Origin of the sequence: Mesorhizobium sp. B2-6-2, from assembly GCF_006440615.1 — a bacterium.
In the GTDB taxonomy this organism is placed as follows: Bacteria; Pseudomonadota; Alphaproteobacteria; order Rhizobiales; family Rhizobiaceae; genus Mesorhizobium.
Genome location: NZ_VFUG01000015.1, coordinates 46,279 through 59,252 on the forward strand (window position 1 = coordinate 46,279; position 12,974 = coordinate 59,252).

General features: G+C 63.4%; 15 protein-coding genes and 3 tRNA genes. 3 read left to right on the top strand and 15 right to left on the bottom strand.

Annotated elements, in window-relative coordinates:
• Positions 1–165: 165 nt before the first annotated feature.
• The 10 genes from rplL to tuf all read right to left on the bottom strand — a co-directional run bounded on the left by rplL (position 166) and on the right by tuf (position 7,720).
• Positions 166–543: a 50S ribosomal protein L7/L12 gene (rplL, locus tag FJ419_RS23670; protein ID WP_027170378.1), complete on the bottom strand. Its 378-nt coding sequence runs from the start codon at positions 541–543 to the stop codon at positions 166–168.
• Positions 544–597: 54 nt separating this feature from the next.
• On the bottom strand, positions 598–1,116 hold the full coding sequence (gene rplJ, locus FJ419_RS23675) for a 50S ribosomal protein L10 (RefSeq protein WP_140545996.1): 519 nt from the start codon (positions 1,114–1,116) through the stop codon (positions 598–600).
• A 406-nt stretch (positions 1,117–1,522) separates the two neighbouring features.
• Positions 1,523–2,221: a 50S ribosomal protein L1 gene (rplA, locus tag FJ419_RS23680; RefSeq protein ID WP_140698721.1), complete on the bottom strand. Its 699-nt coding sequence runs from the start codon at positions 2,219–2,221 to the stop codon at positions 1,523–1,525.
• A gap of 4 nt (positions 2,222–2,225) precedes the next feature.
• Positions 2,226–2,654: a 50S ribosomal protein L11 gene (gene rplK / locus FJ419_RS23685; protein ID WP_095765524.1), complete on the bottom strand. Its 429-nt coding sequence runs from the start codon at positions 2,652–2,654 to the stop codon at positions 2,226–2,228.
• A 176-nt stretch (positions 2,655–2,830) separates the two neighbouring features.
• Entirely contained in the window at positions 2,831–3,358 is a 528-nt protein-coding gene (gene nusG / locus FJ419_RS23690) for a transcription termination/antitermination protein NusG (protein ID WP_140545994.1), read from the bottom strand.
• Between the two features lie 27 nt (positions 3,359–3,385).
• Positions 3,386–3,589, bottom strand: coding sequence for a preprotein translocase subunit SecE (gene secE, locus FJ419_RS23695; protein WP_095765634.1), 204 nt, complete (start codon positions 3,587–3,589; stop codon positions 3,386–3,388).
• Positions 3,590–3,938: 349 nt separating this feature from the next.
• Positions 3,939–4,014, bottom strand: a tRNA-Trp gene (locus tag FJ419_RS23700).
• 144 nt (positions 4,015–4,158) lie between these two features.
• On the bottom strand, positions 4,159–4,644 hold the full coding sequence (locus FJ419_RS23705; RefSeq protein WP_140698724.1) for a group II truncated hemoglobin: 486 nt from the start codon (positions 4,642–4,644) through the stop codon (positions 4,159–4,161).
• A gap of 80 nt (positions 4,645–4,724) precedes the next feature.
• Positions 4,725–6,263 (bottom strand): hypothetical protein, encoded by a 1,539-nt coding sequence (locus tag FJ419_RS23710; protein WP_140698921.1) that lies wholly within the window; start codon positions 6,261–6,263, stop codon positions 4,725–4,727.
• Between the two features lie 281 nt (positions 6,264–6,544).
• A complete protein-coding gene (gene tuf, locus FJ419_RS23715) occupies positions 6,545–7,720 on the bottom strand; it encodes an elongation factor Tu (protein ID WP_095765516.1) in 1,176 nt (391 codons plus the stop codon).
• 228 nt (positions 7,721–7,948) lie between these two features.
• On the opposite strand from tuf, the gene FJ419_RS23720 reads away from it, so the two are divergent.
• Positions 7,949–8,836: a DMT family transporter gene (locus FJ419_RS23720; RefSeq protein WP_140698727.1), complete on the top strand. Its 888-nt coding sequence runs from the start codon at positions 7,949–7,951 to the stop codon at positions 8,834–8,836.
• Between the two features lie 72 nt (positions 8,837–8,908).
• On the opposite strand, the gene FJ419_RS23725 is transcribed toward FJ419_RS23720, so the two are convergent.
• The gene (locus FJ419_RS23725) at positions 8,909–9,166 is read right to left on the bottom strand and encodes a GlsB/YeaQ/YmgE family stress response membrane protein (RefSeq protein WP_140636804.1); all 258 of its coding nucleotides are present in this window, start codon (positions 9,164–9,166) and stop codon (positions 8,909–8,911) included.
• 129 nt (positions 9,167–9,295) lie between these two features.
• Between FJ419_RS23725 and FJ419_RS23730 the strand changes: the two genes are divergently transcribed.
• Positions 9,296–9,751, top strand: coding sequence for a YidB family protein (locus FJ419_RS23730; protein WP_140698730.1), 456 nt, complete (start codon positions 9,296–9,298; stop codon positions 9,749–9,751).
• 68 nt (positions 9,752–9,819) lie between these two features.
• On the opposite strand, the gene FJ419_RS23735 is transcribed toward FJ419_RS23730, so the two are convergent.
• Positions 9,820–9,893, bottom strand: a tRNA-Gly gene (locus tag FJ419_RS23735).
• Between the two features lie 87 nt (positions 9,894–9,980).
• A tRNA-Tyr gene (locus tag FJ419_RS23740) sits at positions 9,981–10,065 on the bottom strand.
• A 199-nt stretch (positions 10,066–10,264) separates the two neighbouring features.
• On the opposite strand from FJ419_RS23740, the gene FJ419_RS23745 reads away from it, so the two are divergent.
• A complete protein-coding gene (locus tag FJ419_RS23745) occupies positions 10,265–11,125 on the top strand; it encodes an RNA methyltransferase (protein WP_140698733.1) in 861 nt (286 codons plus the stop codon).
• 52 nt (positions 11,126–11,177) lie between these two features.
• Here the strand turns inward: FJ419_RS23745 and FJ419_RS23750 are convergent, their stop codons facing one another.
• Positions 11,178–12,065, bottom strand: coding sequence for a 2-hydroxy-3-oxopropionate reductase (locus tag FJ419_RS23750; protein ID WP_140698744.1), 888 nt, complete (start codon positions 12,063–12,065; stop codon positions 11,178–11,180).
• Between the two features lie 107 nt (positions 12,066–12,172).
• Positions 12,173–12,970, bottom strand: a complete 798-nt coding sequence (gene otnI / locus FJ419_RS23755) for a 2-oxo-tetronate isomerase (protein ID WP_140698748.1) — start codon at positions 12,968–12,970, stop codon at positions 12,173–12,175.
• Positions 12,971–12,974 lie beyond the last annotated feature (4 nt).

The following is a 12,974-nucleotide window of genomic DNA, read 5'->3' on the forward strand; positions in this document are numbered from 1 at the left end:
CCAATCGCTTGGCGGCTTCCGGCTAAAACGGGAGAAAACCCGTTTCCGGAAAGCCGCTTTTCGGCCCTCAGGAAAGAGGTTTTCAAACGCCTCGCGTGACAGAACCCTCCCTTCGTCAAGGGAGGGGGCGGACGGCGCGAGACCGTCCGCCCTCGCCTAACAGGCTTACTTCAGCTCGACCTTGGCGCCAGCTGCTTCCAGCTGAGCCTTGAACTTGTCGGCGTCGGCCTTGGAAACGGCTTCCTTGACCGGCTTCGGAGCCGCTTCGACCAGGTCCTTGGCTTCCTTGAGGCCAAGGCCGGTGATGGCGCGGACTTCCTTGATGACGTTGATCTTCTGGGCGCCGGCATCGGCGAGAACGACGTCGAATTCCGTCTTCTCTTCAACCGGAGCAGCGGCAGCGGCAGCGCCGCCGGCAGCGGCAACCGCTACCGGAGCGGCGGCCGAAACGCCCCACTTCTCTTCCAGGAGCTTCGACAGCTCGGCCGCCTCGAGGACGGTCAGCTTCGAAAGGTCGTCTACGATCTTTGCGAGATCAGCCATTTTTGTATTCCTTCACTAGGTTCGAACGTGTGTTGTTGACAGCGAGGAACGGCCTCATGCCGCCTCGTCCTTCCGGGCGTAAGCGCCGATGACACGCGCGACCGAAGCCGCGGGCGCATTGACGATCTGGGCGATCCGGGTAGCCGGCGTGGCGATCATGCCAACCAGCCTGGCGCGCAGCTCGTCGAGCGACGGTAGCGTGGCGAGTGCCTTCACACCGTCGGCGTCGAGCGAGGTCGTGCCCATCGCGCCACCGAGAATGATCAACTTGTCATTCCCCTTGGCGAAATCGGACGCGACCTTCGGCGCCGCAATCGGATCCTCCGAATAAGCGACCAGCGTCTGTCCCTTGAACAGATCGATGATCGATGCGGAGTCCGTGCCCTGAAGAGCGATCTTGGCGAGACGGTTCTTCGCGACTTTGACGGTGCCACCGGCGGCGCGCATCTTCGACCGAAGGTCGTTCATTTGCGCGACGGTGATACCGGCGTAGTGGGCCACGACGACTGAACCAGCGCTTGAAAACGCATCATTCAGGCCCGTGACGAGTTCGCGTTTTTCCGCTCTGTCCACTGCCTATCTCCAGTTGACCCCTGCCCCATTGACGAGGTCAGGCGTCGGTTGCCTTTTGCCGGCCGGGCCATCCAGTAACGGATCTCCCGAACGACGCTCGAGGATCCTGCCCCCTTTCGCCACACCAGCCGGCACGCCGGATAGTGCGCAGACAAAAGGCAAACACGGTTCGAACCTTTCATTGGAGCTTGGCTCCTTTGTCGGGTCTTCACCCGTCTCATGCAGGCCCAGTTGAATTAAGGCTTTTGGGCCGCCTGCAATCTCGGACAGGATATCCGGAAACCTTTCGGCTTCCGGGGTACCGGGCCGCCGACGGATCGGCGGTCCGGAATTCTTTCTTGCTGGAGCATGCTCCCGCTTTTCGGGATCATGCCCTAGCGATCGGCCTTACCCGATCGGCCGACACTTACGACGCGGCGAGCGTCGCGATGTCGAGCTTGAGGCCGGGGCCCATCGTCGAGGTGACCGACACCTTCTTGACGTAGTTGCCCTTGGCGCCCGCGGGCTTGGCCTTGGTCACCGCGTCGGCGAAGGCGCGGACATTTTCTTCCAGCGCCTTGACGTCGAACGAGACCTTGCCGACGCCGGCCTGGACGATGCCGGCCTTCTCGACGCGAAACTCGACGGCGCCGCCCTTCGAAGCCTTGACGGCCGCGGCCACATCGGTGGTCACAGTGCCGACCTTCGGGTTCGGCATCATGCCGCGCGGACCGAGAACCTTACCCAGGCGACCGACCAGCGGCATCATGTCCGGCGTGGCGATGCAGCGATCGAAATCGATCGTGCCCTTCTGGACGATGTCGACAAGGTCCTCGGCGCCGACGATATCGGCGCCGGCGGCCTTGGCTTCCTCGGCCTTGTCGCCACGGGCAAACACCGCGACGCGCACCGAGCGGCCGGTGCCGTTCGGCAAGTTGACCACGCCGCGGACCATCTGGTCGGCATGGCGCGGATCGACGCCGAGGTTCATCGAGATCTCGACGGTCTCGTCGAACTTCACCTTGGACCGGTCCTTGAGCATCTGCAGCGCCTCGGACAGGGCATAAGCCTTGTTCGGATCGATGCCTTCACGGCTCTTGGCAACACGCTTTGCAATCTTTGCCATGATCTTAGCCCACCACTTCCAGGCCCATCGAGCGGGCGGAACCCTCGACCATGCGCATGGCCGCCTCGACGTCGTTTGCGTTCAGGTCCTTCATCTTCTGCTCGGCGATCGCGCGCACCTTGTCGCGGCTGATCGTGCCGGCCTTGACCTTGCCCGGCTCCTTGGAGCCCGACTTCAGGTTGGCGGCCTTCTTCAGGAAGTAGCTCACCGGCGGCGTCTTCATGACGAAGGTGAACGACTTGTCCTGGTAGTAGGTGATGACGACCGGGATCGGCGATCCCTTCTCGAGCTCCTGGGTCTGCGCGTTGAACGCCTTGCAGAATTCCATGATGTTGATGCCGCGCTGACCAAGCGCCGGGCCGATCGGGGGCGACGGCGTAGCCGAGCCCGCGGCAACCTGGAGCTTGAGCTGGCCTGCAACTTTCTTAGCCATCTCTATTCCTGCCTTTTCTCATGCCGGGGAAACGCCGGCGGTTGCAGTCTGGTGGTGCGGTTCCGACGGCCGGCTATGCCGCCTTCGCCTCCCACCCGTTCATGCGGCGTCTGTTCACGCCGCCTCCCGACGCCTTTCGGCGCGGATCCCCGCGCCTTGCGGCGCAGCTTTACGGATCAGCCCTTTTCGACCTGCCCGAACTCCAGATCGACGGGCACGGCGCGCCCGAAGATCGAAACTTCCACCTTGAGGCGGGCCCGCTCCTCGTCCACTTCCTGGACGACGCCGTTGAACGACGCGAAAGGACCATCCGAAACGCGGATCGCCTCGCCGATCTCGAAGGTGACCGAGGGCTTCGGCCGCTCGACGCCTTCCTGGACCTGGTTCAGGATGCGCTGCGCCTCCGTCTCGGTGATCGGCACGGGCTTGGAGTCGCCCAGAAAGCCGGTGACCTTCGGCGTGTTCTTGACCAGCGAGAACACGGCGTCGGTCAGATTGGCCTTCAAAAGCACATAGCCCGGGAAGAACTTGCGCTCGGCATCGACCTTGCGGCCGCGACGGATCTCGACGACCTTTTCGGTCGGGACCACGATCTGCTCAATGTCCCCGGACAAGCCCTTCTGCTTGGCCTTGTTCTCGATGTCCTCGGCGACCTTCTTCTCGAAGTTCGAATAGGCGTGGACGATATACCACCGCGCAGTCATTTCACGACCTCTCCGTAATCCGCCGAATTAATGCCCGAGACCCAGGATCCACTCGATCGCATAGCCCATCAGAATATCGGCAGCGAAGAAGAACAGCATCGCGATCACCGCGAATATCAGGACCATCACGGTCGAGATCATGGTTTCGCGCCGCGAAGGCCATGTCACCTTGGCCGTCTCCGCGCGAACCTGCTGGAGAAAGGTGAAGGGATTAGTGGTTTTCGAAGCCATGCGCCGCCTGTTTTCGAGACCCGTTGGCCGGGCCTCCTGGATGATCCCGCTGACCGGGACGTGCCGCCTGGGCTTCATGCGGCGCGAATCAGCGCCGCTATTTCACCCACGCAAATCAGACGCGTAAAGCCGGCTTCCCAGCTCCACGCGTCGCGTGTCTGTCTTGTCTACATAAAACCGATTCTTAATCCACGCAAGTGGCAAGGGTCCGCTTTATGTCCTAACGCCGCCTCGGAACCATCCAGTCGTCCCGTCCCGGCTATACGGGGCTTATGCCCCAATTCTCGCTATATGGCAAGCCACCCGCCGATTTTCAACGCCGGAGCTTCGATCGGCCACTTTGGGAAAATGGCACGGGCAGCAGGGCTCGAACCTACGACCTGCGGTTTTGGAGACCGCCGCTCTACCAACTGAGCTATGCCCGTGCATGCGCTTGTTCGGCGCAGGCGCTTCCTAAAAGCTTCCGTGCGCTCTGTAAAGAGCACTCAGCAGTGGTTTTAAAACCTTTGCCGGAAATCTGGATTCCATACCGCCGGCGACCGATCGCGCTCGCCAGACAACGCCCGCGCCTACGACTTCCCGGCCGGCGGCTTGTAAGGCCCGCCCGGCACGCCCCAGCCCCAGGCGGGCATCGGCTCGGTCTCGGGATCGCAGGTCTCGCCAAGATTCGAGTTCATCTTCGCCAGCCGCGATCCCCATTCGACATAGCCCATGAAGGCCGAGCGGAACTCGGGGTCGTCGGGCAGGCCGACCTCATCCGCCGCGTCGGCAAGGAGATTGATCCAGCGGCGGCGCTGCTCCTCGGTCAGATGCTTGCCGAGATGATGCATCACCATCTCGCGATGGCCGCCATGCTTCTCGCTGTAGGTCTTCGGGCCGCCGAAAACCTCGCCGATGAAGGCGGCGACATGCGCCGGGTGATCCGGCGACATCATCCTGAACACCGGTCCGACGACCGGATCCGCCGCCACCTTGTCGTAAAAGGTCCGGGTCAGCCGGTTCAGCGCCTCGCTGCCGCCGGCCCATTCGTACAAAGTCGGGATGTCCTCGCCCATCGCCGCTCCTCCCTGTGCATACAACAAGATAGCGGCAGCGCCCTGCCCCGCTCAACCTGCCTCGATGGCCAGGGCGCGAGCTAGAGCTTCGCCGGCGCCTTCGCCTCGGCATCGGCGGACGGAAGAACCCGGCAATTGTCCGGCCTGGATGGGGATCTGCAAATGGTGGCGCCCGTCAGCGCGTCTACCGATTGCGGCCCGGTCGTCAGCCCGAATGTCTTCAGTTCGTCCCTGCTGAGTTCCCTGTGCTTCGCATATTCGGCCGACTGCATGGCGGCGAAAAAGCCCGAGCCGACCGCCATCTCGTCGAGATAGGCCCTGACCTTGTCTTCCATGCCCATGGAATGCACGAGGAAGTGGGCACCGGCGCCAACCAGGCGCCGGACGCCGCCGGCGACCATCACCGCGCAGGCGGCGTCGCATTCGGCGCCGACATCGATGGTGAGCCCGGCATGGAGATCGTCGGCCGCGACGCACGCCGCCGTGCCCGGATCGCAGTCGAGAAAATCCGTTCGGGCCACCGCAACATCCAAGCCGCGCTCGCGGATCAGCCTGCCCGCGGCAAGCGCAGCCTGCACATCTCCACCCGGCGAGTTGATTACGACCGGCAACCGGCGCTCACGGATCGTATCGAGCAGTTGGCGCAGCTTGGCGGCCGTATCTGCGGCGATCGTGCCTTCCGCCGAAATCCATTCCGGACAATCGGGATTGCAGAGCGGGTTGCTGCCGCGAACAAGAACGAAACGCATCTGCAGTTCGTGGGCTTGCGGCGCCGGCGCGGGAACCGGCGCTGTATAAGAAGGTCCGGTCCCTACTGCCGCGACCGCGACGGGCGCGCCGTTCGCGGGAATCTCGCGACAATTCGCCGGCGCGGGATGGCGCTGGCAAATGGTTCTCTCGGTCAGCAGGTCGAGCGAATCGAGGCTGGTCACGAGCTTCATCTCCAGCATGTCATCGGGCTCGATCTGCCTGATGTCGCTGGCAGGTGTGGCCTTCATCACGCCCAGCACATCCTGCTCGACACCCATCTCCTTCAAATAGGCCGACAGCCGCTTCTCGATCGCCTTGCTCATCTCGTAGGTCTTGTAGCTGCCGGCGTTCTTGCGGCTGACGATCCTGGTGCCGATGATCTTCTTCTTGCCGTTCACGACCCGATAGGTGGTGCGGTAGAGCAGTTTTTCGCGCCGGTAGGTGGTGGTGATCTGATGGACGCCGAGATAGGCCCATTCGCCGACTACGCGGTGGATGCCGCCGGCAAACATCAGCGGACAGGCCGAATTGCACATCGCGCCGCTGTCATAAGCGACGCCGGGATAGGGCCGGCCCGTGCCGTCATTGTCCCGGCAATTTTTCGTCCCCGGCGAGCAACCGGAGAATTCCGTTATGCCGACCGCGATATCGAGCTTGTTCTTACGAACCATGCGGCCAAGCTGAAGCGCGGCATCGACGTTGCCGCCGGGAGAATTGACGATGATCGGCAGCGGCCTTCCGCCGAGAGTCTTCAGCAGGCGTTTCAGCAGCAGCGGCGTGCCTGCGTCGATCGTTCCTTCGGCCGAAATCCATTCCGGGCAGTTCGGCTCGCAGCCCGGCGCGCTGCTGCGCACCACGACGAAGCGCATCGTCGGACCGTAGTCCGGCGGCTCTTCCTTTGCGGCGGCGCCGAAGGCGGCCAGCCCCAAGACGGCGGCCAATCCCAGCCGAAGCAGCCCGCGGCGACACCGCATGGTCTTTGAACGGAATGTGGCAACCACGTCTGGCAAGCCCCTCGGTGCAACCCATACTAGTTGCGGCGCCGGTGGTTGCAACAGAATTGAAAAGAGCTTGGCAGCACAGCTTTCCAGACGAAAAGGGCGGCCCGAAGACCGCCCTTTCCTTGTCGAACCGGCAAAAGCCGGATCGATTACTCTTTGATGGTGACGACGATGCCGGCACCGACGGTGCGGCCGCCTTCACGGATGGCGAAGCGCAGCTTCTCTTCCATCGCGATCGGCACGATCAGCTCGACGTCGACGGTGATGTTGTCGCCGGGCATCACCATCTCGGTGCCGGCCGGCAGCGTCACGATGCCCGTCACGTCCGTCGTGCGGAAGTAGAACTGCGGACGATAGTTGGTGAAGAACGGCGTGTGACGGCCGCCCTCGTCCTTGGTCAGGATGTAGGCTTCGGCGACGAACTTCTTGTGCGGCTTGACCGTGCCGGGCTTGGCCAGAACCTGGCCGCGCTCCACACCTTCACGGTCGACGCCGCGCAGCAGCGCGCCGATGTTGTCGCCGGCCTGGCCCTGGTCGAGCAGCTTGCGGAACATCTCAACGCCCGTGCAGGTCGTCTTGGTGGTCGGACGGATGCCGACGATCTCCAGCTCCTCGCCGACCTTGACCACGCCGCGCTCGACGCGGCCGGTCACAACCGTGCCGCGGCCGGAGATCGAGAACACGTCCTCGATCGGCATCAGGAACGGCTTGTCCAGCGGACGAACCGGCGTCGGGATATAGGCGTCGACCTGCGCCATCAGCTCGCGGATGGCGTCCTCGCCGATGGTCTTGTTGGAATCTTCCAACGCAGCCAGCGCCGAACCCTTGACGATCGGAATGTCGTCGCCGGGGAACTCGTTCTTCGACAGAAGCTCGCGAACCTCGAGCTCGACCAGCTCCAGCAGCTCGGCGTCGTCGACCTGGTCGACCTTGTTCAGGAACACCACGATCGAGGGAACGCCGACCTGGCGGGCAAGCAGGATGTGCTCGCGGGTCTGCGGCATCGGGCCGTCGGCAGCCGAAACCACCAGGATCGCGCCGTCCATCTGCGCCGCACCCGTGATCATGTTCTTCACATAGTCGGCGTGGCCGGGGCAGTCGACATGGGCATAGTGACGGTTGGCCGTCTCATACTCGACATGCGCCGTCGAGATCGTGATGCCGCGCGCCTTCTCTTCGGGTGCCGCGTCAATCTGGTCATAGCGCTTGTATTCGCCAAAATACTTCGTGATCGCCGCCGTCAGCGACGTCTTGCCATGATCGACGTGACCGATCGTGCCAATGTTCACATGCGGCTTGGTGCGCTCGAATTTACCTTTTGCCATAGTCTCTTTCCTTGGACGGCCTTGACCTTCAGTTCAGTCGAATGCGGGGCGATTAGCGACAACGGCTTTAAAACACAAGTACCTTGTGGCTGAGCGGATTCTTGCTCGACCCGAACCAATGGTCGATTTCGGTGGGATATGGCGCGGATATAGGGCTGCAGCGTGTAAAATCAAAGGCTCCGGGCTGGCCCATTGTCGCCGCGACGCCGCTCTGATCTTGTTCGCCGGATGCAGTTCATTCCATCCAATATCCGCGGCCCGCTGTTCATGATCGTCTCGACGGGGTCCTACCTCGTCAACGACACGATGATGAAGCTCGCCACCGTCGGATTGCCGCCTTATGAAGTTCTCCTGTTGCGGGGTGCTGCCGCCACGCTGTGGGGCGTGCCGCTGCTTCTGATGCTGGGTTATGCCAGGCAGATCCCGCTGCTCTTCGAGCGCAAGGTGCTGCGCCGCAACCTGTTCGAGCTGCTGGCGATCCTGTGTTACGTCGTGGCTTTAGCCAACATGCAGATCGCGGATTCCACCGCGCTCGGGCAAGTCACGCCGCTCATCGTGCTGGTCGGCTCCTCGATGCTGTTCGGCGAAAAGATCGGCGCCACGCGCATGGCGCTGATCGGCCTTGGCTTTGTCGGGGCGCTCGTGGTGGCGCAGCCGACCATGCAGGGCATTTCGGTCTATGCGCTGCTGGCGCTCGGCAACGCCGCCTTCGCGGCGGTGCGCGATATAGCTGGCCGTAAGGTAGGCGCTGAGGTGCCGGGCATGATCGTCGCCATCTCCGCGGTCGTGGTGGTGCTAGCCGGCTCAGGCGCGGCGCACCTTGTCTCCGAACAATGGGTAATGCCCGAAGGACATCATCTGCTCCTGATCGCCGGAGCGGGCCTGTTCCTGATTTTCGGCCATTTCTTCATCTTCATGGCATACCGGGTCGGGCCGACAAGCGCGGTCGCGCCCTTCTATTACTGCTTCACCGTCTGGGCGGTGATCTCGGGCCTGCTGGTGTTCGGGCAATTCCCCAATGCGCTCGCGGTCTGCGGCATCCTGCTGGTGATGGCCAGCGGTCTCGCCATCGTCTCGCTCGACGAAAGAAAACGCCGGCTGGCCATGGTCGCCTGACGGCGCGCATCCAGCCTGGGTCGACCCGACCGGGTCGACCTCCAGCAGCCTACTGGGCCGCTCCCTGGCCTTCTACAGCGTGCGCTTGCCGGAAAACTGGTGATAGGCCCAGAGCACGACGACCGAGCCGATGACGGCCACGATCAGGCTCCAGATGTTAAGGCCGGTGACGCCCGACGCGCCGAAGGCGCTGAAGATGACGCCGCCGACAATGGCGCCGACAATGCCGAGCACAATATCCATGATCATGCCCTGACCGGTCTTGTTGACGATCTTGCTGCCGATGAAGCCGGCAACGATGCCCAGAATGATCCAGCTGATAATGCCCATTATTCCCTCCAAATTCCCCTGCCGCGCCATCATGGTCATATGATTGTCAAAAGCTCAAGACAGCTTGAAATTCCGCCCGTTTGCGCCATTCTGGGGCCGGGCGGACTTGGCTGGACAAGGAGATCCACGATGGGCCTTTTCGACAATGCCGTTCCGGGCGGCAATATCACCAAACCCCTGATGATCGCGCTCGGCGCGCTTTTGGTCGGCAAGATGCTGAGCGGCAGAAGCGAAGAGGCGGCCGCGCCGCAAGCGCCGACGCCGACGCCGGCGGGAACCGACACGTCCGCCGATGGCGGCCTGCTCGGCGGCCTTGGCGGACTGCTCGACAGGCTGAAGAATGCAGGCCACGGCAACGTCGCCGACTCCTGGGTCGGCACCGGCCAGAACCAGTCGATCAACCCGGGCGATCTCGGCTCGGCGCTCGGCCCAGCGGTGATCCGCGAGATCGCGCAACGCACCGGCATGAACGAGCAGGAATTGCTGCAGCAGCTCTCCACGGCGCTGCCTGGCATTGTCGACAAGCTGACGCCGAACGGCCAGGTGCCGCAGAACCATCAGGTTGCCTCGGCCTTTAACAGCTAAGCGGGCTGGATGTAATGGAAACGCTGCGCGCCACGGCGCGGCGTTTTCTTTGGAGCGAAGAAGAAATCTGGAGCGGGTAGCGGGAATCGAACCCGCATATTCAGCTTGGAAGGCTGCTGCTCTACCACTGAGCTATACCCGCGCCTTGCACTGAGGTACCGGATTCACCGGAAAAGCGCCACGCATTTTCGGTCCGAGACTTTTCGTTTCAGGGCATCCGGGCCGGCAGTGGTGGAGAGGGTTGGATTCGAACCAACGTAGGCTAAGCCAACGGATTTACAGTCCGTCCCCTTTAACCACTCGGGCACCTCTCCAGTCTGCCGCCGGAGCCATGCAACGAGGCATTTCCGCCGATCCAGAGCCCGAGTAAGATCTTCTCCGAAATCAGCGAAGCGCCTTATGGCGGCAAGGCCGGTGGGTGTCAACCGGCGCGGCCAGGGTTTTTCGAGGATGTTCGGCATTCATTTGGCCAGCCCATATCCTTAGCCGGACGGGACGGCTATAGAGGCCGCCATGAGCGACGATAAAAGCAACAAATCCGGCACGCGCAAGGACACCCACTACGCCAAGCTGAGGCGCGCGCATCGCGACCAGAAGGCGGGCGGGGCGCCGGCATTCCGGCCTCGCCAGCCGGTGCCGCCAGGCGAGGCTGCCGCCGACGGGCTGGTGCGGCTTTACGGCCTGCATACGGTGCGGGCCGCGCTCGACAATCCGCGCCGCAAGATCAGGACGATGCTGGTGACGCGCAACGCCGCCGAGCGGCTTTCGATCGGCGATCTTGCCGCCCTGCCCTTCAAGGCCGAGCTTGTCGAGCCGAAGGACATCGACAGGATCACCGGATCGGACGCCGTGCATCAGGGCGTGCTGATTGAGGCTGAGCCGCTCAAGCCGAAGCGTCTCGACGCGCTTGGCGACACAACGCTAGTGCTGGTGCTCGACCAGGTGACCGACCCGCACAATGTCGGCGCGATCCTGCGCTCCGCCGTCGCCTTCGGCGCCGGCGCGCTGATCACCACTGCCCGCCACAGCCCGCAGGAATCTGGCGTGCTGGCCAAATCCGCCTCCGGCGCGCTCGAGCATATCGACCAGATCGAGGTGAAGAACCTCGCCGATGCGCTGGGACAGCTGCACGAGGCCGGTTTCCAGACCATCGGGCTCGATTCCGAAGGGCCGGCCGAGCTCGAAAAGACCTTCGACGGTGAGAAAATCGCGCTGGTGCTGGGCGCGGAAGGCAAGGGCCTGCGCCAGAAAACCCGCGAGACGGTGACAACGCTCGCCCGCCTCGACATGCCCGGCGCCATCCACTCGCTGAACGTATCGAACGCGGCGGCGGTGAGCCTTTATGCGGCGAGGAAATTCCTAGCGAAAAGGTGAACGGTGAATGGTGAATGGTGAATGGTTAGGACGCGCCCCCATTCACTATTCACTATTCACCCACTTCATGTCCCGCCATCCGCTCCAGCGCCCTGACCAGCGCGGAGTGATCCTCTTTGGCGCCGCCATTGGCGGCGCAGGAATTGAAGAGCTGCTGCGTGGTCGAGGTGTTGGGCAATGACACGCCGAGCGCCTTCGCCCCTTCCAGCGCGAGGCTGAGGTCCTTCTGGTGCAGCTCGATGCGGAAGCCGGGCGCGAAGCTGCGCTTGATCATGCGCTCGCCATGCACTTCGAGGATGCGCGAGGCGGCGAGCCCGCCCATCAGCGCCTGCCTGACCTTGGCCGGATCGGCGCCGGCCTTCGAGGCGAAGACCAGCGCTTCGCCGACGGCTTCGATGGTCAGCGCGACGACGATCTGGTTGGCGACCTTGGTGGTCTGGCCGACGCCGTTCGGTCCGACCAGCGTGATGTTCTTGCCCATTTTCTCGAACACCGGCTTGGCGCGTTCGAACGACTTCTCCTCACCTCCGACCATGATGGTGAGCGACGCCGCCTTGGCGCCGACCTCGCCGCCCGACACCGGCGCGTCGAGATAGTCGCAGCCGAGATCGTTGATCTTCTTGGCGAATTCCTTGGTGGCGATCGGCGAGATCGAGCTCATGTCGATGACGAGCTTGCCCTTGGTCAAGCCGGAGGCGACGCCGTTCTCGCCGAACAGCACGTCGGCTACCTGCGGCGTGTCCGGAACCATGGTGATGATGATGTCGGCGGCCTTCGCCACCGCGTTGTGGCCGGAAACGGTCTTTAGGCCCCTGGCGAGGAGGTCGGCGGGCGGCTTGGAGCGATGGTCGCTGGCGACGACCGGATGGCCGGCATCGAGAAGATGGCCCGCCATCGGCGCGCCCATTATGCCGAGGCCGATGAAGCCGATGGTTTCCATGTTGTTCTCCGTCGTAATTGTCGAGGTCGCGTTTCTTCGCGCCCCCCTCTGGCCTGCCGGCCATCTCCCCCACGAGGGGCGAGATCAGCAGTTTCGTCGCCGTGCTCTTAAGCCGCCGCGCTGCCTTGCCCGGCGAATTCGCGGAACCAGCCGAGCCCGGCCTCCGTGCCGGCCTTCGGCTTGTATTCGGCGCCGATCCAGCCGGAATAGCCGAGCCGGTCGATATGGTCGTAGAGGAAGGGGTAGCTGATCTCGCCCGTCCCCGGCTCGTGACGGCCGGGATTGTCCGCAAGCTGGATATGCGCGATGCGGCCGAGGTTGGCCTCGATGGTACGGGCGAGATCCCCCTCCATGATCTGCATGTGATAGATGTCGTACTGCAGGAACAGGTTCTTCGAGCCGATGCGGTCGATCAGTGCCAGCGCCTGGTCGGAATAGTTCAGGAAGAAGCCGGCGATGTCGCGGGTGTTGATCGGCTCGATCAGCAGCCGGATGCCGGCCTGCTCCAGCTTCTCGGCCGCGAAGGCGAGGTTTTCGGCAAAGACGTTCTCCAGCACCGTGCGATCCGCGCCCTGCGGCGCGATGCCGGCGAGACAGTTGATCTGCTCGCAGCCCAGCGCATGGGCGTAGGTGATCGCCTTGGCGACGCCCTGGCGGAATTCCGGCACGCGGTCGGGCAGCACGGCGATGCCGCGCTCGCCCTTCGCCCAGTCGCCGGCCGGCAGGTTGAACAGAACCTGCGTCAGGCCGTTCTTCTTCAGCCGCGCCGCGACGATATCCGGGGCATGGTCATAGGGGCCGATATATTCCACGCCCTTGAAGCCAGCGCGGGCGGCGGCATCGAATCTATCCAGGAACTCGTGCTCGCCGAAGAGCATCGAGAGATTGGCTGAAAAGCGCGGCATTCTT

Bases quoted from the DNA above. Each gene is read 5' to 3' on its own strand.
- FJ419_RS23710 (WP_140698921.1), bottom strand. From the start codon at position 6,263: ATGCGCTTCGTCGTGGTGCGCAGCAGCGCGCCGGGCTGCGAGCCGAAC.
- rplA (WP_140698721.1), bottom strand. From the start codon at position 2,221: ATGGCAAAGATTGCAAAGCGTGTTGCCAAGAGCCGTGAAGGCATCGAT.
- FJ419_RS23725 (WP_140636804.1), bottom strand. From the start codon at position 9,166: ATGGGCATTATCAGCTGGATCATTCTGGGCATCGTTGCCGGCTTCATC.
- FJ419_RS23705 (WP_140698724.1), bottom strand. From the start codon at position 4,644: ATGGGCGAGGACATCCCGACTTTGTACGAATGGGCCGGCGGCAGCGAG.
- FJ419_RS23730 (WP_140698730.1), top strand. From the start codon at position 9,296: ATGGGCCTTTTCGACAATGCCGTTCCGGGCGGCAATATCACCAAACCC.
- rplL (WP_027170378.1), bottom strand. From the start codon at position 543: ATGGCTGATCTCGCAAAGATCGTAGACGACCTTTCGAAGCTGACCGTC.
- FJ419_RS23750 (WP_140698744.1), bottom strand. From the start codon at position 12,065: ATGGAAACCATCGGCTTCATCGGCCTCGGCATAATGGGCGCGCCGATG.
- otnI (WP_140698748.1), bottom strand. From the start codon at position 12,970: ATGCCGCGCTTTTCAGCCAATCTCTCGATGCTCTTCGGCGAGCACGAG.
- tuf (WP_095765516.1), bottom strand. From the start codon at position 7,720: ATGGCAAAAGGTAAATTCGAGCGCACCAAGCCGCATGTGAACATTGGC.
- FJ419_RS23720 (WP_140698727.1), top strand. From the start codon at position 7,949: ATGCAGTTCATTCCATCCAATATCCGCGGCCCGCTGTTCATGATCGTC.
- secE (WP_095765634.1), bottom strand. From the start codon at position 3,589: ATGGCTTCGAAAACCACTAATCCCTTCACCTTTCTCCAGCAGGTTCGC.
- rplK (WP_095765524.1), bottom strand. From the start codon at position 2,654: ATGGCTAAGAAAGTTGCAGGCCAGCTCAAGCTCCAGGTTGCCGCGGGC.
- FJ419_RS23745 (WP_140698733.1), top strand. From the start codon at position 10,265: ATGAGCGACGATAAAAGCAACAAATCCGGCACGCGCAAGGACACCCAC.
- nusG (WP_140545994.1), bottom strand. From the start codon at position 3,358: ATGACTGCGCGGTGGTATATCGTCCACGCCTATTCGAACTTCGAGAAG.